General features: G+C 35.6%; 25 protein-coding genes and 1 pseudogene. 20 read left to right on the top strand and 6 right to left on the bottom strand.

Annotation, left to right across the window (positions count from 1 at the left end; genetic code table 11):
* Positions 1–112: 112 nt before the first annotated feature.
* The gene (locus JOC49_RS00935) at positions 113–1,183 is read right to left on the bottom strand and encodes a M42 family metallopeptidase (RefSeq protein WP_204661252.1); all 1,071 of its coding nucleotides are present in this window, start codon (positions 1,181–1,183) and stop codon (positions 113–115) included.
* A gap of 172 nt (positions 1,184–1,355) precedes the next feature.
* On the opposite strand from JOC49_RS00935, the gene JOC49_RS00930 reads away from it, so the two are divergent.
* On the top strand, positions 1,356–1,736 hold the full coding sequence (locus tag JOC49_RS00930) for a hypothetical protein (RefSeq protein ID WP_204661250.1): 381 nt from the start codon (positions 1,356–1,358) through the stop codon (positions 1,734–1,736).
* Between the two features lie 2 nt (positions 1,737–1,738).
* On the opposite strand, the gene JOC49_RS00925 is transcribed toward JOC49_RS00930, so the two are convergent.
* The gene (locus JOC49_RS00925) at positions 1,739–2,281 is read right to left on the bottom strand and encodes a hypothetical protein (protein ID WP_204661248.1); all 543 of its coding nucleotides are present in this window, start codon (positions 2,279–2,281) and stop codon (positions 1,739–1,741) included.
* A gap of 95 nt (positions 2,282–2,376) precedes the next feature.
* Here JOC49_RS00925 and JOC49_RS00920 point away from each other — a divergent pair, with 95 nt between their 5' ends.
* Entirely contained in the window at positions 2,377–2,865 is a 489-nt protein-coding gene (locus JOC49_RS00920; RefSeq protein WP_204661246.1) for a flavodoxin domain-containing protein, read from the top strand.
* Here the strand turns inward: JOC49_RS00920 and JOC49_RS00915 are convergent.
* From JOC49_RS00915 to JOC49_RS00905, 3 genes are read right to left on the bottom strand one after another with little or no spacing between them, the layout of a single operon-like run.
* Positions 2,857–3,489, bottom strand: coding sequence for a LysE family translocator (locus tag JOC49_RS00915; protein WP_204661244.1), 633 nt, complete (start codon positions 3,487–3,489; stop codon positions 2,857–2,859). The genes JOC49_RS00920 and JOC49_RS00915 overlap by 9 nt on opposite strands.
* A complete protein-coding gene (locus tag JOC49_RS00910; RefSeq protein WP_204661242.1) occupies positions 3,471–4,652 on the bottom strand; it encodes a mechanosensitive ion channel family protein in 1,182 nt (393 codons plus the stop codon). The genes JOC49_RS00915 and JOC49_RS00910 overlap by 19 nt, the downstream gene beginning before the upstream one ends.
* 19 nt (positions 4,653–4,671) lie before the next feature.
* Entirely contained in the window at positions 4,672–5,385 is a 714-nt protein-coding gene (locus JOC49_RS00905) for a class I SAM-dependent methyltransferase (RefSeq protein WP_204661240.1), read from the bottom strand.
* Between the two features lie 133 nt (positions 5,386–5,518).
* On the opposite strand from JOC49_RS00905, the gene JOC49_RS00900 reads away from it, so the two are divergent.
* Entirely contained in the window at positions 5,519–6,241 is a 723-nt protein-coding gene (locus tag JOC49_RS00900) for a tRNA threonylcarbamoyladenosine dehydratase (protein ID WP_204661238.1), read from the top strand.
* Between the two features lie 21 nt (positions 6,242–6,262).
* Positions 6,263–7,081: an MBL fold metallo-hydrolase gene (locus JOC49_RS00895; protein ID WP_204661236.1), complete on the top strand. Its 819-nt coding sequence runs from the start codon at positions 6,263–6,265 to the stop codon at positions 7,079–7,081.
* 124 nt (positions 7,082–7,205) lie between these two features.
* Here the strand turns inward: JOC49_RS00895 and JOC49_RS00890 are convergent, their stop codons facing one another.
* Entirely contained in the window at positions 7,206–7,652 is a 447-nt protein-coding gene (locus JOC49_RS00890; RefSeq protein ID WP_204661234.1) for an Lrp/AsnC family transcriptional regulator, read from the bottom strand.
* A 151-nt stretch (positions 7,653–7,803) separates the two neighbouring features.
* On the opposite strand from JOC49_RS00890, the gene JOC49_RS00885 reads away from it, so the two are divergent.
* The 16 genes and pseudogenes from JOC49_RS00885 to JOC49_RS00810 all read left to right on the top strand — a co-directional run bounded on the left by JOC49_RS00885 (position 7,804) and on the right by JOC49_RS00810 (position 25,693).
* A complete protein-coding gene (locus JOC49_RS00885) occupies positions 7,804–9,201 on the top strand; it encodes an oxaloacetate decarboxylase subunit alpha (RefSeq protein ID WP_204661232.1) in 1,398 nt (465 codons plus the stop codon).
* A gap of 8 nt (positions 9,202–9,209) precedes the next feature.
* The gene (locus JOC49_RS00880) at positions 9,210–9,527 is read left to right on the top strand and encodes a hypothetical protein (RefSeq protein ID WP_204661231.1); all 318 of its coding nucleotides are present in this window, start codon (positions 9,210–9,212) and stop codon (positions 9,525–9,527) included.
* Positions 9,528–9,626: 99 nt separating this feature from the next.
* On the top strand, positions 9,627–10,397 hold the full coding sequence (locus JOC49_RS00875) for a hypothetical protein (protein WP_204661229.1): 771 nt from the start codon (positions 9,627–9,629) through the stop codon (positions 10,395–10,397).
* A complete protein-coding gene (locus JOC49_RS00870) occupies positions 10,346–11,512 on the top strand; it encodes a CpaF family protein (RefSeq protein ID WP_204661227.1) in 1,167 nt (388 codons plus the stop codon). Before JOC49_RS00875 ends, JOC49_RS00870 begins: the two co-directional genes overlap by 52 nt.
* The gene (locus JOC49_RS00865) at positions 11,502–12,212 is read left to right on the top strand and encodes a type II secretion system F family protein (protein WP_204661224.1); all 711 of its coding nucleotides are present in this window, start codon (positions 11,502–11,504) and stop codon (positions 12,210–12,212) included. Before JOC49_RS00870 ends, JOC49_RS00865 begins: the two co-directional genes overlap by 11 nt.
* A gap of 2 nt (positions 12,213–12,214) precedes the next feature.
* A complete protein-coding gene (locus tag JOC49_RS00860; RefSeq protein ID WP_204661222.1) occupies positions 12,215–12,706 on the top strand; it encodes a hypothetical protein in 492 nt (163 codons plus the stop codon).
* A 10-nt stretch (positions 12,707–12,716) separates the two neighbouring features.
* On the top strand, positions 12,717–12,905 hold the full coding sequence (locus JOC49_RS00855) for a Flp1 family type IVb pilin (protein ID WP_204661221.1): 189 nt from the start codon (positions 12,717–12,719) through the stop codon (positions 12,903–12,905).
* Entirely contained in the window at positions 12,902–13,753 is an 852-nt protein-coding gene (locus tag JOC49_RS00850; RefSeq protein ID WP_204661219.1) for an FHA domain-containing protein, read from the top strand. Before JOC49_RS00855 ends, JOC49_RS00850 begins: the two co-directional genes overlap by 4 nt.
* Before the next feature lie 54 nt (positions 13,754–13,807).
* Positions 13,808–14,347 carry a hypoxanthine phosphoribosyltransferase gene (hpt, locus tag JOC49_RS00845; protein ID WP_204661217.1) on the top strand — a complete coding sequence of 180 codons (540 nt, stop codon included), beginning with the start codon at positions 13,808–13,810 and terminating at the stop codon, positions 14,345–14,347.
* A gap of 86 nt (positions 14,348–14,433) precedes the next feature.
* Positions 14,434–15,102, top strand: a complete 669-nt coding sequence (deoC, locus tag JOC49_RS00840; protein ID WP_204661215.1) for a deoxyribose-phosphate aldolase — start codon at positions 14,434–14,436, stop codon at positions 15,100–15,102.
* Between the two features lie 104 nt (positions 15,103–15,206).
* On the top strand, positions 15,207–16,337 hold the full coding sequence (locus tag JOC49_RS00835; RefSeq protein WP_204661213.1) for an AI-2E family transporter: 1,131 nt from the start codon (positions 15,207–15,209) through the stop codon (positions 16,335–16,337).
* A 14-nt stretch (positions 16,338–16,351) separates the two neighbouring features.
* Positions 16,352–17,170 (top strand): response regulator, encoded by an 819-nt coding sequence (locus JOC49_RS00830; RefSeq protein WP_204661211.1) that lies wholly within the window; start codon positions 16,352–16,354, stop codon positions 17,168–17,170.
* A gap of 106 nt (positions 17,171–17,276) precedes the next feature.
* A pseudogene (locus tag JOC49_RS00825) lies at positions 17,277–21,496 on the top strand (acyl-CoA dehydratase activase-related protein).
* A 99-nt stretch (positions 21,497–21,595) separates the two neighbouring features.
* Complete coding sequence (locus tag JOC49_RS00820) at positions 21,596–23,221, top strand: putative manganese-dependent inorganic diphosphatase (protein ID WP_204661209.1); 1,626 nt, start codon at positions 21,596–21,598, stop codon at positions 23,219–23,221.
* 8 nt (positions 23,222–23,229) lie between these two features.
* On the top strand, positions 23,230–24,531 hold the full coding sequence (locus JOC49_RS00815; RefSeq protein WP_204661207.1) for a methionine gamma-lyase family protein: 1,302 nt from the start codon (positions 23,230–23,232) through the stop codon (positions 24,529–24,531).
* Positions 24,521–25,693, top strand: a complete 1,173-nt coding sequence (locus JOC49_RS00810; protein ID WP_204661205.1) for an NAD(P)-dependent malic enzyme — start codon at positions 24,521–24,523, stop codon at positions 25,691–25,693. The genes JOC49_RS00815 and JOC49_RS00810 overlap by 11 nt, the downstream gene beginning before the upstream one ends.
* Positions 25,694–25,737 lie beyond the last annotated feature (44 nt).

The following is a 25,737-nucleotide window of genomic DNA, read 5'->3' as shown; positions in this document are numbered from 1 at the left end:
GTTTAGATTTCAAGATGCTTTAACCCCATATCAAGTGATTCTACTATACAAGGTTTTTATAATGGCATGATTAAAGGCATATTAGACTTATGTAAAATAAAAAACCGAAGGCTTAAAGTGCCTTCGGTTTAAATTGTGCCATATCCAATTGGGTTGCTACAAGTTTTGCCAAGTCAACCACCGCTTCAAAATCACTAAATGCAGCATAATTATAATGGGTGTGCACATATCTTGATGGGATTCCAAGGACAAGTACAGGAACTGCTTTGTTTTGAATATGAATGCGCCCTGCATTGGTACCACCTTTAAGTCTAACGGCACTTTGAACAGGTATTCCAACTGTATGCGCCAAGGCTTTAACTGTATTTATTAATCCTCTGTGGCTCACATAACTTGCATCCATATGTCGTATTTGAGCCCCTTTCTTTAATACACATTGCGCAGAATAGGCATCGACGTATAAATCATCTGCAGGAGACCCTTCAAAAACAATGGCAATATCCGGTTTTACAACTTGACTGGTAACATATGCCCCTCTTGTACCCACTTCTTCTTGACTGGCAAGTGCACCTATGACATCAAAAGGTAAGTCTTCAATCTCTGAAAGTTTTTCCAGTGTTTCAATAACCGCTGCTGTTCCCAAGCGATTGTCAAATGCCTTACCGAACATAATGCCTGTTTTTTCATTGTAATTAAATTCAACACTCGGTGCTATCGGATCACCAACTTGAATTCCAAGTAAAGAAACGACTTCATCTCTGGAGGTGCATCCCACATCAATTAAAAGAGTCTCTGTTAAAAGAGGTGCTGATTTTTCTTTTTCTGACATAAAATGGGGTGGTTTAGAGCCTACAATCCCTTTAACAAAATTACCAGCTTGGGTTTTTATTTGAACCGTATGTGCTGGAATATTTGTTGGTACCCATCCACCAAGTGGCACAAATGAAATTAGACCATTCTTTTTTATGCTTTGTACCATAAATCCAACCTCATCTATATGGGCATCTAGCATCAAAATTGGTTTTTCACCAGTATTGCTCTTTAAAGACAAATACACATTGTTCATGGCATCTGCTTCAATGTTGAATTTAGAACCATATTTCTGAACAACTTGAACCACATCTTCTTCAAAACCCGATGGTCCAAACGCTTTAGACAAATCTTCAATCATTTTCAAACGCATAAAATGCCCCCTTTAAATTGTTTTCATACTCGAACTATCACCTTCATTTTACGCTTAAGCCTTATATGTTTCAAGTGACTTCTTTTGGATATCTATTTCATGAGGTGATCGGATTGAAAAAAAATGGCTCTATGAATTCAAACTTTTTCAGAATTCCACTATTTTTATAAGTGTGTTCAAAATAATTGTCTTTGCAACTGCAATGCCTATAGCACTTATAGTGGGTCTTGAGCTCTCAAATGGATTTGACGCTGCGCTTTGGGCCTTTACAAGTACAGCTCCATATTTATTTTTAATTATGTTTGTCTTATTTCTACTGGCTTATCTATTACTTGCCCTGTTGTATGGTGGTGCAGGCCTTTTGAGCGGCTCCAGACAAATGCTTTATAGTGATTTTTCCAAGGTAAAAAAAATTAGAATCCAAAAAAAGAAACATGTCCTTTATTTGGATGCGCCATTTAACCATAACCAGATTTATGTGGAACAGGTTGATTTTGATACTGTAAGTGCTTATATCATCGCAAAATGTCCTCAAGCAAAAGTTAAGGGTTAAAATTATTTTAGTAGGGGACAACCACATCTAAAGCAAACCTCTTCAGAGATATCACATAAAGATCCACAAGCAGCACAAAATATAATGGCATCATTTGATTTATCATATTTTTCATAACTATTTAGACCACCATGATGTCTTACCTTGTCACCAATTTTATAGTAATTATAAACGGTGTCGTCGTCCCGATGTTCCAATGTGATTATTTTTCCAGTATCTATTCGCTTAATCAGAATTGAAAATGCCATATAGTGCATTGATCCTGTATCACGTGTAGATTTGTTTCTTTTTCGGATGACTTTTTTATCAATAATGATGCCATCCCATGTTTTACTACTTTTTCTACCAAGAATTTGTAAACCTGCGATTCCAATAAACATTCCAGAAATTATAAGCCCAATAAAAAAGAAATCTCGCCCACCTGCGAAGCAGAACCCAGTTAAGGCAATTGCTGAGAGCCCAAATGAAAAAAAGAGGGCATATCGGTTGCTATTTTTTAAATACTTCTTAAAGGCAGGATCATTTATCCGATTTGAATATCCCATGCTAACCTCCAAAAATGTTTCGATACTTATTGATACACATGTGATGACACTGGTAAACAACAGTGATAAACTAAAATAGTAAGGAGGGATTGTCTATGAAAAAAGTTCTTATTGTAACAGTAAGTAAAACTGGAACAACAGATCATGCTGCCAATTTAATAGCAGATGTGATTCAAAGACAGGGTCATGAAGCCATACACAAGTCCTTGGATTCAGTTGACAGCTTTGAGTCGTATGACCTGATTATTATTGGGGCACCTATCAATGGAATGATGTGGCATCCAGATGCAAAAAAAATCATTGAATCAAAAGCGGGAGAATTGCAAGCAAAAGAAGTGGCTCTTTACCTTATGGCCTATATGTTGGATGCTTGTAGGAACACATGGAACAACAAAATACATAGTAGCCTAAATCAAATTGAAAAAATGGTAAGCCCAATCAGCATAGGGTACTTTAAAGGGAAAATAGATAAACCTATGCCGGCAATCGCACGCTTTTTGTTTGGACTACCAAAAGAACTTCCACTTGATCGAACTGAAGATGATGCTGTAATACAGTGGGCTGAAACACTGGTATCACCATAAGGCATAAGCACTGTATAAGAGGAGAAAAGCCATGACACTGTTGAATTGTTTTTCATACTTGGAAATAAAGCGATTCAAAAATTGGCCAAATAAAGCCCATGTTGTATTGGACAAAAATGCCATAAAAGCTAAAAATATCGAAAAGAGAAGGTAGTGTGTATGGGTTGAATAATAGGGGACAACATAAGCTGAAACAACTGTTAGTGCATATAAAATTGCTTTTGGATTAATGAACTGAAGAATCATTCCTGCTTTAAAACCATAGAGAACCTGAAAGTTCTTTGTGGTTTTTTTGTGAGATAAAATTCCAATCACATCAATGCCCATAATTTTCAGTGCCAGATAGGACATATAGAGACTGCCTAAAATTTTCATGCCAATTTGAAACTGAGGTACAAGGGCAAACAATCCCCTGTTAAAATAGGTCGAAACCATTACCAGAAAAAAGAAGCCAGTGGTTACGCCCATTATAAAGGGGAGCGTCTTGCGATAACCAGATTTACTCGAGCTGATCATAGACATAAGGTTATTTGGACCTGGAGAAAAGGTCACTGCAATAACATAAGACAAAAAAGCACTTAAAGTAAACATGCCCACCTCTACTTTTATTTTTTGATGACCCATTCTGTAGGGTCTTGATATAGAGCCAAATCAAACATAGAGACAACAGAAATCAGGTGATCAAAAATATCTGCCTGAATCATTTCATAATGCGCCCACACAATATCATCTGTAAAACAGTATATTTCAATAGGCAGCCCTTTTTCTTCCGCTGCCAGTTGTCGTGCCATAACAATCATCTCTTTGTGTACACGAGGGTGATTTTCAAGGTATTTTTGAACGTAGGCTCTAAAAACGCCTATATTTGTTAAATGACGCCCATTTATTTTCAAAGTTGTATCCGTTCCAAGCTTTTGGTTATATGCTTCAATCTCTTTATTTTTTTCCTGAATATACTCAGATATATAATCAATTTTTTTATATCTTTCCAACATCTCATCTGTACAAAATTTAACCGTTTTAATATCTATATGCACAGACCGCTTAATACGTCTTCCACCACTTTGGGCCATGCCTCGCCAATTTTTAAAGGAGTCATTAATTAGGGCTTGAGTTGGTATTGTTGTAATTGTCCGATCAAAATTTTCAATTTTAACAGTGGTCAATGCAATTTCTCTAACATCACCATCCGCGTTATACTTTGGCATTTCAATCCAATCCCCAATACGCAACATATCATTTGCAGTTAATTGTATCCCCGCAACTAAGCCTAAAATTGCATTTTGAAAAACCAACATAATAACAGCTGTCATGGCACCTATGCCACTTAACAAATAAATGGGACTTCTGCCGATTAAATTCGATACAATCACAATAGCCGCCATAATATAGACAAAAATCTTAACAACCTGCAAATAGCCTTTTATAGGCTTTGCTTTTGAAACGATATGTCTATTGTAAATGCTTTCAACAGCATTTAGCAAAGCGTCTATAACACTTACAACAACAATTACCATATAGATGCCCAATATTTTTTGAATCGTTTCACCATATGTGGTCATAAAGGTTGCAATAAAATGAATCCCTAAAACTGGTATAATTTGTGATGCTCTTGAAAAAACTTTTTTCTCAAGCATAATGTCATCAAAGTTGTATTTGTTGTTTTTAATAAAATGAATCAAAATTTTTAGCACAATCTTTTTTGTAACAAAGTATAAAATGAGTGCAAAAACTAGCGCTCCAGCCAAAACAAGTGTTTCTGGCCATTCCTTAATAGAGTCAATCATAATTTAAATCCTTTCACGTTTATTTATTTGCGACCAAAATCAATTGAAGTGAACTTTCATCTAATGGTTTTCCAGTAAAATCTCCATACCATTGAACGTCTTTAAAACCAACCTCATTTAAAATCAAGTCTAATTCCTTCATTTTAAGGCCTAAGAGTGCTGTGTCCGCTTCATACACGTTGCCATTAGACTTAATTAAAAGCTTAGTGGAGAAGCGAACAAGGGGCGTATCAAAGGCGTAGTTGCGTTCGAACCTAACATGTTCATTGTCAATCAACGGTAAGGTCCTAATTTTATTAGCGATGACTGCGTCATAGTGAATAATTTGTAAGACCAATTTTCCATTTTCATCAAGCATGGTGTTAAAATCAAATAACAGACTTTTAATTTCCTCTAAATTTGTCAAATGTACCAATGTGTTTCCAATGCAAAATATTCCATTAAATTTTCTAGAGCCATATGCCTCAAACACATCTCGCATATCCATTTGCGCCACAGTCATATTGGATAATTTGTCCGAAATACGTTTTGCAACAGCAATCATATCTTCACTATAATCAATCCCAATTACATTATGGCCCCGTTTTGCAAGGCCCTCAGAAACACGTCCATCGGAACACCCAACATCTAACAAATGGCTATTTTCTTGAAATTGTTTTGATAAAAAATCAATTTTCCCTTGAGAAGGGAAAATAAAATGATACACGTCTGCCATATTTTTATAAAACGTCATTACAAAAGCCTCCACAATTTTTAATACTATTATACAGTTACTTTACTAGAAAGTACAAGTCTTGCCATAATGATTAAGTGGCGCAATGTGTGCTATACTATTTATATAAAACAGTTTTATAAAGGAGGTCCCAATGAACGAGTTTTCAAGAAGCGAATTGCTACTTGGCAAAAGTGGTATTGAAATTTTAAAACGTAGCTCAGTTGCTGTTTTCGGTATTGGAGGTGTGGGGTCCTATGTGGTTGAAGCACTTGCACGTACTGGTATAGGCACTTTTTATCTCTATGACAACGATACGATTTCTATAACCAATATCAATCGGCAACTAATTGCAACTCATAAAACGATTGGTAAAGTTAAAGTAGATGTTATGAAAGATCGTATTTTAGAAATTAATCCTGAAGCAGAAGTTCATACTTATCCAATATTTCTAGATTATACTTCAGAAAACGAAATCAATTTTTCAGCGTTTGACTATGTTGTTGATGCCATTGATACAGTATCTTCCAAAATTCTTTTAGCTGAAATTTGTTCACAATTAAGCCTACCAATAATTAGCAGTATGGGCGCTGGAAATAAACTTGATCCTACACGGTTTGAAGTGAGTGATATTTTTAAAACTTCTGTTTGTCCGCTTGCTAAAGTTATGCGGCGCGAACTCAAAGCACGTGGTATAAAGACACTGAAGGTCGTTTATTCAAAAGAAGAAGCACTAAAGCCTTTGGCAACTGATCTGGATGAAACACTTGCGAATCCAAAAAGACAAATTCCAGGTAGTGTTGCCTTCGTCCCTTCTGTGGTGGGATTGATTATTTCAGGGGAAGTCATTAAAGATTTAATCCAGGCTGTGAAATAGGTTTTGAAAGGATGTGGGTATATGGAAGTATTAACACTTATTGACAATGTTGTTTATGGTCAAGGACTTGTGGGGGAGCATGGTCTCTCATTTTTAATTAAAATTAATGGCAAGAAAATTTTGTTTGATACGGGTCAGACTGGTGCAATTCTTCAAAATGCAAGTTTTCTTGAAGAGGATCTCTCTGAAGTAGATGCTGTTGTTTTAAGTCACGGACATTATGATCACTGTGGGGGGTTAGAATCATTTTTAAAAGTAAATACGCATGCAACAATTTATTTAAAGCGTAAGGCAATGGATGAAAAATTTAGTCTAAGAGAAGGTGTTAAAAAGTTTATTGGATTTTCACTGAGTCAACCCATTGAATCTTATGACAACCCATTTGTATTTGTTGATTCAAATGTAGAAATTTACCCTGGTGTTATACTCATGCCAAATATTCAGACGTATACAAACAATTTGGTTGAACAAAATCGTTTTTATGAGAAAACGAATCATCAATTTATACATGATTCTTTTGCAGACGAGTTATTTATGATGGTTGAAACCAATCAATCCACCCATGTGTTTACTGGCTGTTCTCACAAAGGTATTTTAAACATCCTAAAAACAGCTTATGAAGCCAGCACCAATGGGAAACTCGACACCCTTTCAGGTGGAATGCATTTTACGGGCTCTCTACTAAACGAACTGGATGGACACATTGACGAATTGTCCTTATTTGGTCTTAAAAAATTCTATCCAAATCATTGCACGGGAATAGATGGCTATTTCAAACTAAAAGCACGCTATGGCGATCAAGTTAAATATCCATTTACAGGCTTCCGATACGACTTGTAATTTTAATATAAACTTGGTTGAAATCTGGATATATGGGTATAAAAAATACACCTGAAAGATTATTGTTCAGGTGTAAACCTAATATTTCCCCCCTATAACCTCTAGTTTTCTAGAGGCTTTTTTTTTAGCTTTCTTGAGAGAAGGGGAGAATTGCTTTTCGTTTCAAAGGACTTGATAAAATTATGGATGTTTTGGTACTGCCAATTGCTTGTATCTTATCCAATAAAGCTTCAAGTTCATGTGTATTGCTACAGACAACTTTTACAGTCATACAATCTTCACCGGTCACATGATGACACTCAATAATTGAAGGTTCTTCAATTGCAAACTTCTTGAACTTTGCATGTGAACTCACTTTCATGCCAACATGCACCATTGCTTCTACATATAGTCCAATTTTTTTAGGATTGATAACTGCAGAATACCCTTCAATAACACCATTTTCTTCCAATCTTTTAACGCGCTCAGACACTGCAGGTGATGTTAAATTAACACGTTGTCCCAATTCCTTCATGGAAATTCTGCCATTGTTTTGAAGGATTTTTAATATTTTAAAATCCGTCGCATCCATTCATACAACTCCTATTCAAAATAAAGTAAAGTTATGAAAAATCTAATAAAATAAGTTACTTTTATACTATCACTTTTTAAAAAAACTGTACAGAAATTTTAATGAATGTTAAACTTTTGGTGAGCAACCAAACATATATAGGAGGAATACAATGCCTAAGATTAAAATAACCGAAACGATTTTACGTGATGCACATCAATCCATGATTGCCACACGACTGACAACCAAACAGATGATTCCAATTTTAGAATCGTTGGATGCAGTAGGGTATCATGCGCTTGAATGTTGGGGTGGCGCAACTTTTGATGCTTCTCTCCGATATTTAAATGAAAATCCGTGGGAACGTTTAAGACTTATTCGAAAAAATGTAAAAAACACAAAACTACAAATGCTTTTAAGAGGTCAAAACATACTTGGCTATAAGCATTATGCAGATGATGTTGTAGAAGAATTTGTGAAACGCTCAATTGCCAATGGTATAGATATTATAAGAATTTTTGATGCCCTTAACGATCTTAGAAACATTGAAAAAGCCCTTGTCACAACAAAAAAAGAAGGCGGTCACGCACAAGCGGCAATTTCTTACACAATAAGTCCTGTCCATACAATTGAAACTTATGTAGACCTTGCTAAAAACATGGAATCTATGGGTGCAGATTCAATTTGTATCAAAGACATGTCTGGCCTTTTAACGCCATACGAGACAGAAAAACTTGTTAAAGCCATTAAATCAAGTACGACTATTCCACTTGAATTGCATTCACACTATACAAGTGGTTTGGCCAGCATGGCCTATTTAAAAGCTGTAGAAGCTGGTGTTAATATTCTCGACACAGCGATTTCACCATTTGCTCTTGGCACATCACAACCACCTACAGAGCCTATGGTAGCAGCGTTACAAGGAACAGAATATGACACTGGGTTGACATTAGATGCCTTGGATAAAATTACAGAATATTTTGCACCAATCCGAAAAGAAGCAATTGATTCTGGTCTAATGGACCCTAAAGTACTTGGCGTGGACATTAACACACTTGTTTATCAAGTCCCTGGTGGCATGCTTTCTAATTTGGTGTCACAACTCAAAGCACAAAACGCGCTTGATAAATATGAAGAGGTTCTGAAAGAAGTTCCTCGCGTCAGAAAGGATCTTGGCTATCCGCCACTTGTAACGCCTACAAGTCAAATGGTTGGAACACAGGCTGTTTTAAATGTAGTCATGGGGGAACGCTATAAAATGGTTCCAAAAGAAATCAAAGAATACGTTAAAGGGATGTATGGTAAACCGACAGTTGATATCAGTCCAGAAATCATAAAAAAAATAATTGGGGATCAAGAAGTCATTACGTGTCGTCCTGCAGATTTGATTAAACCTCAATTGGCTATTGAAAAAGAAAAAATTAAAGAGTACATTGAAGAAGCAGAAGATGTTCTTTCTTATGTGCTGTTTCCAAGCGTTGCTATGGATTATTTTAAATTTAGACAGGCAGAAAAATATAAAATAGATAGTGATCTCGTAGATCTTGACGAAAAAACACATCCAGTTTAGGCGGTTATATGCGTAAAAAATCAGAACGTCAAAAAGAATACGAAACAGATATTTTTAACAACTGGCAAATTAAAAGAGACCGAGGTAAACGGCATTTTATTATCCGTTTTGGAATTTTCACATGGGGCGTAAGTACTTTTGCAGTTTATTGGGTTTTAATTCTAATTTTCGGAAAAATAACAGGAGATATGAACCTTGTAAATTGGGGACAAATGCTCTTTACGCTTTTGTTTTTCGCAGCATTTGGCGCAATATATGGCGCTTTACTCTGGAAACGTAATGAGAAAATTTTTAAGAAAAAATTTCCTTATGGTCGAAAAAAATAACATGAAATGGCATACGAATTCACGTATGTCATTTTTTATGTCTTGATTTTTCCATAATTTGGTATATAATTTAATTATATCCATATTTTAGGAGGTTTTGTGAACTATATTTACGCTTCTGAATACTGCTTCAAACTTTATGAAGCTGCAATTAAAGAGGGCTATACTGTCCGTTATCTCAATAAAAATCAAACCATTGTTTTTAATCCAGATGATCGCCTTCTAATTGAACAGGATTGTGGTCCAGAAATTAATACAAAGACGCTCAAACACATTTATTATCTAACTGAAATCGAACCCGATCCATTGGAAACACACATGATTTTTAAATACCAATCTATACAAGGGATTATCAATCGCATCTTTATAAAAACAAATCAAGTGGTTGTGTTTTTAGGACAGGAGGCTGCGCTTGAGAGTTTCTTGAGAACGCATGATTTTCCACTTATCATAGACATGCGTTATATGCCTGAGTCAGAAACGAATCTCAAAGCATTAACACTTCTTTTATCAACAAGCACCACCATTAAAGGGTGGTTTGCGCCTATGAATACGTTTATGGATTTTTTAAAACCGCCTGAAACAATTTTAAATGATTTTATAAATCTTTTAAAACATGCTTCAAACACATTGATTTATCTAGATTCAATAAAGGGAAATGGGGACGCATTACTCCTTGAAAAAGCAAATAAACTTATTTTATCCAACACAGTAACCTATATGAATGAAACAACCTTAGCTTTAAGTCAAATTTATCCAACACTTAAAATTGAAACCTATCAAAACCACACTTTAATCCAACAGGAGACTTCAAAAAAATGGCCTTATTTACGAACGAAGTTATTGAAAAAATTAAATCAGAAATTTTAAGCAATATGACTCATTTTGACTCAAAATCTGTTGAAAAAGCAATTCGGACTGCTGTCGATAGAAGACAAGACTTTAATTCAGAAGAAAAGATTCTGCTTGAAGAAAATTTAACCAATTCAATTCTGAAATATGACATTATTCAGCCACTTTTAAATCAAGAAAATATTTCGGAAATAATGATTAATGGTCTGGATTCAATTTTCATCGAAGAAAATGGACAAATTAAACAGACTGAAATCCAATTTAGTTCACAAAATCACTTAGATCAACTTATTCAAAAAATTGCAACTGAAGTTGGCCGGGAAGTCAATATAAACACGCCAATTATGGATGCGAGATTAAAAGATGGGTCACGTGTGAACGTCATCCTAAATCCAATTGCGCTAAATGGACCAATCATTACCATACGAAAGTTTAACCAACTCTTTAATGAACCACATGAGTTGATTCACATTGGTATGTTTCCAGATTTTGTTGGCTCTTTTTTACAAAAGTGCATCGAATCCAAATACAATCTTTTTATTTGTGGTGGTACGGGGAGTGGTAAAACAACACTTCTTAATTGTTTGACATCATACATCTCTGAAAATGAGCGAATTGTCATCATTGAAGATGCATCAGAAATAAAAACCCCACATATTTCAAACAGCATCAGCCTTGAAACCAGAACACATGCAAACATCACAACGCCAATCACCATGTCCACACTTATAAAGAATGCACTCAGAATGCGACCTGATCGAATTATAGTTGGCGAGGTGCGGGGGAGTGAAGTGATTGACATGCTACAGGCTATGAATACAGGACATGATGGCTCCATTTCAACAGGCCATAGCAATTCTGCTTATGATATGCTCACGCGTCTTGAAGTTATAGCAAGTACACACAGTGACGTCAACCATTTGCTATTGAGACGGCAAATCATTTCCGCAATTGATTTACTCGTTTTTGTTTCTCGTACTTCAAATGGCGCAAGACAAATTTCAGAAATATGTGAACTAAAAAAGCACAAAGATGATTATGATTTAAATACACTCTACAAATCCGGAGATACAAACACAAGGTTAACAGATCGACTCATTCATAAGGAGAAGCTGATTCAGCATGAAATTTAAAAATACAAATTATAAAAATGTGATTATAGATGCAATTTTTTATGGGTTTGGAAGTTATCTTTTTTTTGACAGTCTCTTATTAGGTGTACTTGTGTTGATTCCCATCGGTTTACTGATTTACTATAAAAAAGCTTACCAATCAGATTTGTATTACAAAAATTTTAGTGGTTTTATAGAATTTCTAAATCACATTAATGCACACTTATCTGTTGGATTAACCTTTAAAAATAGCATTATAAATTTCAATGCCTCTAAAGATCAATCTCGACAGTTAGCTGAAATTATGCATGCGCTTCACAGAATCATGAACGTAAATGGAACAACCGGTTCACTCATGAAAGAAATTGAAACCGCATACCCCATTGAAGAAGCAAAAATATTTACAAATTTAATGGGAACGGCAATCACTTCAAATGTACAATCAGCTTATATTGTAAATAAAACGTTAGACATCTTATATTTAAAAAAAGAGACTTACCAAGAAGTTGAACTTATTCTTTTTCAAAAGAAAATGGAGCAAGCCATACTGTGTATGGCACCACTTGCAATAATTGCTTTCATTAGAACAAGTGCATCCGAATATTTAGAGATACTTTATACAACCCTGCAAGGAAGAGGCATTATGACTTTTGCATTTGTGCTTTTAATCCTAATGAAACTTATATCTGACTATATTGTTAAAATCAAATTGGAGTCCTAAAAATGAAGCAACTTGAAAAATACAACCACTGGATTGATTCAAAGTTAATTCAATGGCATGTTAAAAAGCATCCAAAATCAGATTTCGAAAAAGAATTTATTGACTTCCTACAACTTCTGCTCATGAATATTAACGGTGGTATGATTCTTGAAGATGCCCTCATGTTATCCATCAAAACAATAAAATCAGCACATGAACTCAATCAGCAAGCGTTGCGGCATCAAAGTGCCATCAAAGGACTAAACTTTTATGCCAATACACTAAACAACGAGCATGTGTGGCGACTCACTCGATTGGTCAATCAAGCCCATAAAACAGGAAGTGACCATTTGGAACAAGCTCTAGAAAAAATGTACGCAAATCTTTGGACAGAGAAAACAGCCAATTTCAAAAAAAAATCTGAACAAGTCTCTGTTGGACTAACTTTTATATTAATGTTATCCCTTATAAGCGTTATCGTTGTTGTTATATCACCCATATTATTAATATTTTAAAGGAGTCATTATGAAAGCATTTATGAAGACATTTATTAAATCAGAAAAAGGGATGGGGACAATTGAAATTGTAATTATCATTGCTGTTCTAATTGGTTTGGCATTTTTATTTAAAACTTTCGCAACAGATTTTTTTACCAGTATTACTGAAGGCATTAAATCTAACAATCAAATTGACACCCTATTTAAACAGCCATGATTTATCATCAAGTTGAAGCCCAACATACCAATAAGACAGAAATAAATATGCTCAAATATGCTCAAATACCGAATCTATTAACGCCACATTCAATAAGCAAAACAACTGTCGACCATATTTGTGTTGAGTATTTTTCTCAAGATGCCTGCGTTTCGATATTTGATTATACCCAATCAAATAGAATTCAGATTAATTTTATAATGGATTTTTTGGACGCACTTTATGAGGTCAAAAGGCAAATGCAATTCCATTTATTAAATACAGAATCGCTTCATTTTAATTTAGAGATGATATTTTATGAAAAAAATCTCCATCGTTTTTATTTCACATACGGTTTTAAAGCAAACAAGACGATTATAGACGAACTCACATGTATGCGACACCTCATTAGTGAATCAAACTTAAGTGCAAAGCAAAAGCAATTTATAGGGGAGAACGCACTTACTTTATCCACTTATCATTTAGACTGTTTTTATGATTCTTTGAAAAAAATATATGAAGCAAAGAGGCCAAAACATTTTCCTGTATTCATAAAAAAAAGTAGGATGATGATACCACCTAATACTTCAGCTTGTTTAATTTCAAAAGTTTCGCCTTATACCGTTTACACGATACGTTCACAAAACACATCAATTGGAAGCTCTGAAAAAAATGACATTCAAATTTTATCAGATGGTATTGAGAGCATGCATGCAGAAATAAAATTTATTCACCAACAGTTTTGGATCAGCCGTAAATCTAAAAATAATAAACTCATGTTAAATCAGAAGATAATTTCTAAAAAATCCAAACTTCAAAATGGGGATCTTCTTTCATTTGGTAATAAAGATTACGTGTTTATCCTCTGATTTTTGTGATATCATATAGACGTAGATTGAAGCACAAAAAATAAGGAGATCAGAATGAAAAAAGACGTTAAAGATGTTTTGTTTAGTGAAGCAGATATTGAAAACCGTGTAAGAGAATTGGCAGAGAAAATTAATGATGACTATAAAGGACATGACCTTTTAATTATCGGTGTTTTAAAAGGGGCTAATGTTTTTATGTGTGATTTGATGCGAAAAATAACATTGCCAGTTCAAATTGATTTTATTGCCGCTTCAAGTTATGGTCATTCCACAGAAAGTTCAGGCGTCGTCAAAATACTCAAAGATTTAGATTACAGCATTGAAGACCGTCATGTTTTAATTGTTGAAGATATTATAGACACAGGATTAACACTGAAATATTTAATCGAAAATTTCAAATCAAGAAGCCCTAAAACCATTGAAATTTGCACATTATTAGATAAACCAGAGCGCCGAATTGCACCATTGGATGTTAAATATATTGGTTTTAAAATCCCCGATGAATTTATTGTTGGCTATGGAATTGATTATGCTGAACGGTATAGAAATCTGCCTTATATTGCAACGTTAAAGCCTGTTGTTTATATGGATTGATTGTATAATATTCATAAAAAAATAGTTTTTGATTTGACGGTAATAGACTTATCTTATATGATTTAATGAAAAAGGAGGTGTTCTATATGAACCTTGGAAAATATATTGATCATACGATCCTCAAACCGGATACACAGGAAGCTGATGTTATCAAAGTGTGCACTGAAGCTAAAGCGCATAATTTCTTTTCAGTCTGTGTAAATCCATACTTTGTCTCACTTGTAGCTGACCAGCTAAAGGGGACTGAAGTTAAAGTCACTTCAGTTATTGGCTTTCCTCTAGGTGCCAGCACATCAGAAATCAAAGCACTTGAAGCAAAGAAGGCAATTCAAGATGGTGCAAATGAAATTGACATGGTTATTAATGTTTCTGCACTAAAAGACGGTAAATATGACTATGTTCTCAATGACATCAAGGCAGTGGTCGATGCTATTGCTGGAAAAGCACTTTTGAAAGTTATTATTGAAACTTGTTTACTTACTGAAACAGAAAAAATCAAAGCTTGTGAATTATCAAAAGAGGCAGGTGCTCAGTTCGTCAAAACTTCTACTGGTTTCAGCACAGGTGGTGCTACTGAGGCTGATGTAAAACTCATGAAATCTGTCGTTGGTGATGCTCTTGAAGTAAAAGCGTCTGGTGCCGTTAGAGATCGTGAAACTGCTGAAAAAATGATTGCAGCAGGTGCAACACGAATTGGTGCGTCTTCATCCGTATCCATTGTAAAAGGTGAAAAATCAAATAACGACACCTACTAGAAGGTTAGAGTTTACATAATGTAATTATGTAAACTCTTTTTTTAGTTTTTTATTCTGATAGAATCATGTATAATATGAGTATATACGCATGAAAGAGGTCACCTATGAATTTAAAAGAAATTAAACTTGCTCCTTTTATTAAATTAATTTTTATAATCGCTATAATTGCATATGTGGTTTTAAACACAGATATAATGGGGTTTGTTTCAAAAGGTATATCACCAGTTCTTACAGCCTTTATCATTGCATATATTTTAGATTATGTCGTCCGATTTTTTGAGTTGAAAATGAAAGTGCCGAGATCTTTATCGATTTTAATTTCGATTTTATTGTTTCTTCTCATATTAACAACCATTGGGCTTTTTATTGTTCCAAGAGTGGTTGGCGCAGTTTCTTCGTTAATTAAGGCGATTGGAAATTTTGAATTCGATATCAATGCCCTGAGTCAATTGGATTTTGACAATTTTTATTTGAATGAAATTCAACAGGCAATTGTAGATACTGTAACGCCCTTAATTCAAAAACTTACAAACGCAACTGGGACGGCTGTCTTGATCGTTGTGAATGAAGTTCAAAAAATTACGTCTGGACTTATTTCTCTTGTGATCTCATTTGCAATTTCAATTTATATGCTGGGCGAAAAACGAGATTTACTTGCTCGAATTAAAAGAACACTTTTTGCTTATTTGAGTGATCAAACCGCAAATCAAGTTCTTTATGCGTCTCGCATGGCCAACAAAATATTTAAAGCTTTTTTCTTAGGAAAATTACTAGACTCAACAATAATCGGTGTTTTGGCTTATTTAGTCTTTACAATTTTTAATTTTGAATATGCGCTTTTGATTGCACTTATAATTGGACTTACCAATATGATCCCTTATTTTGGTCCATTTATAGGTGCCGTCCCAGCAGCTGTTATAACACTAATTGCAAATCCATCATCACCAATTGATGTGGTTTGGATTTTAATCTGTATATTGGCAATTCAACAGCTAGATAGTCTGGTTATTGGGCCTTTTATACTTGGCGATTCAGTTGGTGTGAGTGCATTTTGGATAATTGTAGCTGTTACAGTAGGAGGGGCCACTTTTGGAATTGTTGGCATGTTTATGGGCGTTCCAGTTTTGGTTTTATTGAAGACATTAATAGAAGAAGATGTGGAAAAAAGACTGGCCTTCCAAGGCTATGAAGGATTTCAAAGTAATGATATAAAAAATAAAAAAAGCAGAAAATAAGATAGGAGTTTAGGATGACCAATATACTTGTCGTTGATGTCAATGCCACAACCTCATATCGTATTCGAAAACTTTTAGAACCTCAACAGATTGAAATTCATTCGGCTACAACATTTAATGAAGGCATCAATCGCCTTACAAATCCAAGTTATGAAATAGATATGGTTCTAATTGATGTCAAATTGGGTCCTGAAAATGGATTTGATTTAATTCAAAAGTTTAGAGAAATCAATGAAAATGTTTTGGTTGTTATTGTAACCAGTTTGAACACACGTCAATCTTTTGTTCAAGGCATTAAAGTGGGGGCTGTAGATTATATTTTAAAACCTTATGATGAAGCGTATCTAAAATCAAAATTATTAGGGCATATATGTGCAATTGAAAAATCAAAATCATTACCGGAAGTTTCCCCTCAATTGGTTGACCAGATGATTTATTCCGCGATTCGTAAGGCCATTCGTGAAGAATATGAAGTTCTTATTGGCCTTATGATTATCTACCATAAAACTGAATCCGGCAATGAAGGTGTAAACATAAGGGATATGGCAATTCTAAAAACCCTATTAAATGAGGTCAAAGAGAGTGTAGGCACAGATGATGTCCTTCTGACACAAGGGGCAAATGGCATCATTGTGATCTTGCCTAGAAAAAATTTGCAACTTAAAGAAAGTATATCTTCATATTATCGAAAACTTTGTGATGATTTTCTTTTAAGTCGAAATTTATCAGAAACAAGTATTGCGCTGGATTTCATAAACCTTCCAAACGAAGTAGATCCTTCTCAGAACGCACTTTCAGTTCTAGCACACCGTATTGAAAAAATATTGCTGTAGCCTTCTTGTTGCAGCTTTTTAAATGTAAATTTATGATTAAATTTCTTCTATTTTTTTAAAAAAGGATTATAATAGATTATAGTTTAAAAAATCGAGGTAACGCTTTATGAATGCAGTAAAACTAAATGTAGGACTAGACGTAGGCTCTACGACAGTTAAGATGATTGTTTTAGATGAACAAGAAAATATTATTTTTAAAGATTACAGACGTCATTTTTCAGATATTAAAAATACTGTGACACAGTTGCTTGAGGAAGTAAAATCTGTTCTCGGTGATGCCAAATTAAAATTTATGGTTACAGGATCTGCTGGGTTAAGCCTTGCGGAAAGCTTAGGTGTTACTTTTATTCAAGAAGTAGTTGCCTGTACAAAAGCAATCAAAAAATACGCGCCAGAAACAGATGTTGCAATAGAACTCGGTGGAGAAGACGCTAAAATCATGTACTTTGGAACAACAGTAGAACAACGAATGAACGGTACCTGTGCCGGTGGTACAGGCTCTTTTATTGATCAAATGTCATCTCTTTTACGAACTGATGCTCTGGGGCTTAATCTATTGGCCCAATCCCACAAGGAAATCTACCCAATAGCGTCTCGATGTGGTGTTTTTGCCAAAACTGATGTTCAACCTTTATTAAATGAAGGTGCATCTAAGGCAGATATTGCAGCTTCAGTATTTCAAGCAGTTGTAAATCAAACCATCAGTGGACTTGCTGCTGGTAAACCTATAAGGGGTAAAGTGGCTTTTTTAGGTGCCCTTTGTCTTTTTTACCTGAACTTAAAAAACGTTTTGTTGTTACCCTAAATTTGTTGGACAAAGACATTGTTAACTTGGAGCATTCTCAGTATTTTGTTGCACTTGGGGCGGCGTTATCCTCTGTAGATCAAGAAGAATTAGAACCCAAATGTCTTTATGACAGAGTTCCATCTATCTATTGTGAAACGCGAAATTCAGAAGATAGCGTAGAACCTCTATTTAAATCGCAAGAGGATTATGATGCCTTTGTTTTGAGGCATAGTGCACATAAAGTAGAAAGAGGTATTCTGAGCGAAACACAGGGTCCTGTTTTTTTAGGAATTGATGCCGGTTCGACCACGACCAAAATTACTTTAACAGACATGGAAAATCGACTCTTATTTGAACATTACGGTTCCAATGAGGGCGATCCTTTACGAACCACAATTCTTGCTCTAAAAAAAATGTTTGCACAAATGAATTCTGAAACTTATATAGGCTATGCCACAGTAACAGGGTACGGTGAAAATTTAATTAAAGCTGCTTTGAATTTAGATCATGGTGAGATTGAAACTGTTGCACATTATAAAGCTGCCGATCATTTTTTGCCAGGTGTTGATTTTATACTCGACATAGGTGGCCAAGACATGAAAAGCTTAAAAGTCCATGATGGCATTATTGACTCAATTATGTTAAATGAGGCATGTTCATCAGGATGTGGTTCTTTTATAGAAACCTTTGCAAACTCGGTGAATCTTCCTGTACAGACTTTCGCAGAAAAGGGGTATTTTTCTGTAAATCCAGTGGATTTAGGAACACGTTGTACTGTTTTTATGAATTCAAGAGTGAAACAAGCCCAAAAAGAAGGGGCAACAGTTGGTGATATCGCAGCTGGAATCTCACTCTCTGTAATCAAAAATGCTTTGTTTAAAGTTATCCGCATGCGCTCAAAAGATGATTTAGGCGATAAAATTGTTGTACAAGGGGGCACTTTTTATAACAACGCTGTGTTAAGATCTTTGGAACAAATCGCTGAAAAAGAGGTTATCCGACCTGATATTGCAGGCTTAATGGGCGCGTATGGGTGTTCTATTATTTCAAGAGAGCGTTATGTACTTGGAGAAAAAAGTTCAATGATAGATCGAACTTTTATTGATGATTTTTCAACCAGTACATCTGCCAAACGGTGTGATCTTTGCGGAAACCATTGCCATTTAACTGTTAATACCTTCTCAGATGGTAGACAATACATTACAGGAAATCGTTGTGAACGTGGCGCTGGTCTTGAGAGAAAAACAGTCTCTCTCCCTAATCTTTATGACTATAAACTCAAACGCGTGTTCAGTTATCCCTCTTTACCAAAAAAAGAAGCAAAAGGGGTCATTGGTATTCCAAGAGTTTTAAACATATATGAAGATTATCCATTTTGGGCTGTATTTTTTCATCAATTGGGCTATCGCGTAGAACTTTCGGCACGGTCTTCAAAAAAAATATATGAAATGGGCATGGAAACCATTCCATCTGAAAGTGTCTGCTATCCTGCAAAACTTGTACATGGTCATATTGAGGAATTGTTAAAACGCAATGTGGATACTATTTTTTATCCAAGTATTCCATATAATATAAAAGAAGATGATGGTGCAAATAATCATTATAATTGTCCAGTTGTAACATCCTATCCTGAAACAATCCATGCAAATGTTGATACTATCAAATTGGCTTCCATAGAATACCTACATCCATTCTTGCCACTGGATCATCCAGAACGCATGAAAAAGAGGTTGTATGAAACGTTAAAGCATTGGAAAGTGTCAAAAAAAGAAATTGATGCTGCTACTGAAGCTGGCTATAAGGCTTTAGAAGCGTATAAAGAGGACATTAGACGAAAGGGAGAAGAGACCCTAGCGTACATGAAGGACAATAACAAAAAAGGAATTGTACTTTCTGGTAGACCCTATCATATTGACTCAGAAATTAATCATGGTATTCCCGAACTTATTGAATCCTACGGTTTTTGTGTTCTATCTGAAGATTCAATTGCGCATTTGGCAGATATTGATCGTCCCTTAAGAGTTGTTGACCAGTGGATGTACCACACACGTCTTTATGCAGCTGCAAAATTTGTCGCCCAGCACAAGGATTTGGAATTCGTACAATTGAACTCATTTGGTTGCGGCCTCGATGCGGTTACCTCTGATCAAGCAAAGGAAATTTTAGACCGCGCGGGTAAACTCAGTACCCTTATTAAAATTGATGAAATCAATAATTTAGGCGCCATTCGAATTCGAATAAGGTCTTTACTTGCAGCAATTAATGAACGTGATAAAAAATGTGTTTCAAGTGAACTTTTACCAGTGCTTGAAGAACGCGTTAAATTTACAGAAGAAATGCGAAAAACTTATAAAATACTTGTGCCGCAGATGTCACCTATACATTTTCAGTTTATTGAAGCTGCAGTTAAACCAGCAGGATATGATATGGAAGTTTTACCTTCAATAGACAAAGGCTCCATTGATGAAGGGCTTAAGTATGTCAATAATGATGCGTGTTATCCTTCTATATTAGTTGTGGGGCAAATGATGAAAGCCTTAAATTCAGGCAAATATGACCTTGATAAAACGGCACTTATCATCACTCAAACTGGAGGTGGCTGTAGAGCAACCAATTACATTGCCTTTATACGACAAGCTTTAAAAAGTGCTAATATGTCACACATCCCTGTTATTAGCTTGAATGCTTTGGGACTTGAAGACAATCCAGGATTTAAGTTGTCCAAATCATTATTGGAAAAATTGATACAAAGCATGCTCTATGGGGATCTTTTTATGCGTGTGCTTTACAAAACACGACCCTATGAAGCAATTCCAGGTAGTGCAAATGCCCTTTATGAAAAATGGGTAGAAAAATGCAAAGCGGATCTTCAAACTTCAGGTAGAAAAGTTTTTGTTCAAAATGTTAAGGCCATTGTTAATGATTTTGATGACCTCCCACTTAAAGACATAAAGAAACCTAGAGTTGGACTTGTTGGCGAAATTCTTGTGAAGTTTCATCCAACTGCGAACAACAACATCGTTGAGCTTTTAGAAAAAGAAGGCGCTGAGGCTGTAATGCCAGACTTAATTGATTTTTTTGCCTATACCGCCTACAACAGCGTCATTAAGCATAAATATCTGTCTGGATCACTTAAAAGGCGATGGACAAGTGAAGCGGTTATTGCTTTTCTAGAGTATTACAGAAAACCTATGGTTGAAGCACTTAAAAAGAGTAAGCGTTTCGATTCACCAAAGCATATTAAAGATCTAGGGGATCTCGCAAGCCCACATTTATCTCTTTGTAATCAAACTGGAGAAGGGTGGTTCTTGACTGCTGAAATGATTGAACTGATTCATACAGGCGTTGATAATATTGTCTGTATGCAACCTTTTGCGTGTCTGCCGAATCATATAACAGGTAAGGGCATGATAAAAGAACTTAAAACAGAGTATCCAAAATCCAATATTGTTGCAATTGACTATGATCCTGGGGCTAGCGAAGTCAATCAACTTAATCGGATTAAACTTATGTTGGCCTCAGCATTTGATAATTTATAAGAAACTTTTAATCCCAGTTTGTCTGGTACGGCGGCGAACTGGGATTTATCACGTTCTGTGTGATATAATAAATTGACTAAACTGAATTGGAGTGAAAATATGAATGATGAGCTATTAATTTTCGGACACAAAAATCCCGATACCGACAGTGTCACTTCAGCCATTTCACTGGCATATCTCAAAACAGAACTTGGTTATAAAGCGACACCGTATGTTTTAGGTGAATTGTCGAAAGAAACAGAATTTGCACTTTCTTATTTTGACATGGCCTCACCTAAACACCTGAAAAATGTAAAAATTCAGATGAAAGATCTAAACTATGACCGTGTGGAACCTGTAAGTCCTGAAAATTCAATCTTAACTGCCTATAATCACATGAATAAAAACAAGATCAGAACTTTACCTGTGGTTGATGATCACAATCACCTTATTGGGATTGTTACAATGAAAGACATTGCAATGAACGCAATTAATGGCAATATTAATACCATTAATACAACGTTTGATAACATTAGAAATGACTTAAATGCCATTTCACTCAGTTATGCAAATTCCAGTATAAATGGCAGTATAATTGTAACTTCTTTTCATGATTCAACAATTATAGAAAATGATGTTCTCAGACGTACATCAGTTGTTATAACAGGCGACCGTTATGATGTTATTGACTATGCTATCCAACGTAAAGTTCAACTTATTATCGTCACTGGCGGTCATCGGATTCCAGATGTACTTATTGAAAAAGCTGCTGTTTCCAGAGTAAACATGCTGGTTACACCATTTGACACTTACTATACAAGTAAATTAATCAATCAAACCAATTTCATCAGTTCAATAATGATGTCTGATAGGTTAATTCGTTTTAAAGAAGATGAATACATGGAAAACTGTAAAGATATTGTTCAGTCTTCCAAACACTCAAAGTTTCCTGTAATTGACTCGCAAAATCGGTACTTAGGAATTGTAGGTCGGACGCACTTTTTATACCCAACAAAGAAAAAGGTGATTTTAGTTGACCACAATGAATACGCGCAATCTGCCGATGGCCTAAATGAAGCAGATGTTCTAGAAATCATAGACCATCATAAACTAGGAGATATTTCGACTGCACTCCCAATAGTCATTCGAAGTATGCCAGTTGGGAGTACAAATACAATCCTTTGTAAATTGTATAAAGAATCAAATGTTCCAATCCCCAAAAACATGGCAGGTATAATGTTGTCAGGTATTATTTCAGACACACTTTATTTAAAATCACCAACAACAACGCCCGATGATATTGAATCTGTAAAATACCTTTCGGATTTAGCAGGCATTGAAACATCAAAATTCGCAATGGAACTTTTTAAAAGTGGAACGTCACTGGTTGGCAGAACTGTAGAAGAAATATTTCATAACGATTTTAAGTCCTTTATTATCGAAGGGTATAAAATTGGAATTTCTCAAGTTTTCACTTTAAATTTTAGTGAGATTCTAGATGATCAAACCACATTTCTTAATTATATTAAAGGGGTTCAAAAAAATAGTGACTACTATATAACACTAATGCTGGTCACCGATATTATTAAGGAAGGCTCTTATGTTATGTTTTCATCAGCACACGATAAACTCTTGTCCGTTGCATTTAATCAAACAATTGAACAAGGTACTTTTATTCCCAATTGTGTTTCACGAAAAAAACAAATTATCCCAAAATTGATACAGGCAATAAAACTACTCAAATAGGAGGTCCAATGTCTGATTTAAATACGTATTACGCGAAATTGGGCGTCTCGAATGCAGCAATAGAAAAAATAAAAACAGCAGAATCTGAAATTTCAGATCAATTTAAAGCAATTGACGCCATCTATGAATTCAATCAACTTAAAGTACTTAGTGCCTTTCAACAAAATCGCATTTCTGATATTCATTTCCAGTGGAATACAGGTTATGGTTATGATGATTTGGGTAGAGATGGGGTAGAAAATGTTTATAAAACCGTCTTCAATACCGAAGATGCCATTGTACGCCCAATTATAGTTTCTGGAACGCATGCTTTAACCTTAATGCTATCGGGTGTTTTAAGACCAGGGGATACACTTTTAAGCATAACTGGAAGACCTTATGACACACTGGAACAAGTTATAGGCCTTGTGCCTTCAAAAGGCTTAAGTCTCATAGATATTGGTGTTCACTATAATGAAATCAATCTCACTTCAACAGGTGCATTCAATTATAGCGCAATTGAAGAGGCGCTTAAATCGTATCCACGTGTCATTTATATTCAGCGTTCAGCTGGCTATTCATGGCGAAGTGGGCTTAGCATTGATGAAATCTCTAAAGTAATTGCGTTTTCAAAAGAAAGACATCCAAATGTAATTGTTATGGTTGACAATTGTTATGGTGAATTTCTTGAACCTTTAGAGCCTACAGATGTTGGCGCTGATATTATGGCTGGTAGTCTCATAAAAAATCCAGGCGGTGGCTTGGCACTAAGCGGCGGTTATATTGTTGGTAAACAAGACTTGATAGAGGCAGTTGCAGAACGTATGACTTCTCCAGGAATTGGAAAGGAATGCGGCTTGACATTTGGACAAACCAGGACGATTCTTCAAGGCTTTTTCATGGCACCACAAGTTGTATCTGGCGCTTTAAAAGGGGCGATTCTCTGCGCAAAAGTGTTTGAATCAGAAGGTTACGCGGTTAATCCAAGCCCAAGAGACCAAAGGTCAGACATCATACAATCTATTAAATTAGAGTCGCCTGAAAAGGTAATTGCATTTTGTAAGGGCATTCAATCGGCATCACCTATTGACAGTTTTGTTTCTCCAGAACCTTGGGCAATGCCTGGATATACAAGTGATGTCATTATGGCTGCCGGAGCATTTGTTCAAGGCTCTTCTATTGAATTAAGCGCCGACGCACCAATTAGGCCACCTTTTATTGCCTATTTTCAAGGGGGCTTAACGTACGCACATTCAAAATTTGGTGTTATGAAAGCATTAGATGCTGTCATAAAGTTAAAAAATAGGGAAGGGGACACAGATGAATTATAATGAAAAAGCACTAGAACTGCACAAGACCCACAAAGGAAAAATTGAAATAACCAGTAAAGTTCCTTTAGAAAATTCAAACGATTTGTCCACCGCCTATACCCCTGGCGTTGCAGAACCATGTCGTGCGATCCATTCGAATAAAGATGCTGTTTACACTTATACTGCAAAAGGCAATTTGGTAGCTGTTGTATCAGACGGATCGGCCGTACTTGGGCTTGGAAATATTGGGCCAGAAGCAGCGATTCCGGTTATGGAAGGCAAATCAATTCTATTTAAAGCTTTTGCCAACGTAGATGCATTCCCGATTTGCTTAAAATCACAGGATATCGATCAAATAGTTGATACCATAGAACAGATATCGCCGGTGTTTGGTGGCATCAACCTGGAAGATATTGCTTCACCTAGATGTGTTGAAATTGAACGAAAATTGAAAGAACGCTTAGATATTCCTGTGTTTCATGACGATCAGCACGGCACAGCAATAGTCGTTTCTGCAGCCCTTATTAACGCTTTAAAACTTGTTAACAAAACCATAGATACGGTTCATATTGTTGTAAATGGTGCGGGTTCAGCTGGAAATGCAATTGTTAGAATGCTTATTGAACTCGGTGCTAAAGAGATTACTGCCTGTGATCGAAGGGGAATTATATCAAGAGATGTACCTCAAAACAACTGGGTAAAAGATGAAATTGCCCAACTCACAAATGTAAAACGCTTAAAAGGAACTTTGGCTCATGCTATGAAAGGTGCGGATGTTTTTATTGGTGTCTCTTCTAAAGATGTTGTTTCAAGCGACATGATTTCCAGTATGGCCAATGATGCAATCTGTTTTGCCATGGCCAATCCTGATCCTGAAATTATGCCAGATAAAGCGCTTAAAGCAGGTGCGAGAATTGTTGGAACGGGTCGGTCTGATTTCCCGAATCAAATCAATAATGTTCTAGCTTTTCCTGGTGTTTTTAGAGGCGCACTTGATGCCAGAGCATCTGATATCAATGGCCCTATGAAAATTGCAGCGGTACATGCCATAGCAGGTTTAGTTGGGAAAAATGATTTGCGAGATGACTATATTATTCCCTCTGCTCTAGACCATTCAATCGCGCGCGCAGTCTCGAAGGCTGTTTACCAAGCCGCAATTGATTCAGGCGTTGCTCAAATTTAAAACAAAAATGCGCCAATGAAATTACATTCCATTGGCGCATTTTT

The sequence above is a fragment of the Fusibacter tunisiensis genome (assembly GCF_016908355.1).
Lineage (GTDB): Bacteria > Bacillota > Clostridia > Peptostreptococcales > Acidaminobacteraceae > Fusibacter_D > Fusibacter_D tunisiensis.
Note: the sequence above shows the minus strand (reverse complement) of the source record. Positions and strands in the feature narration are given on the sequence as shown.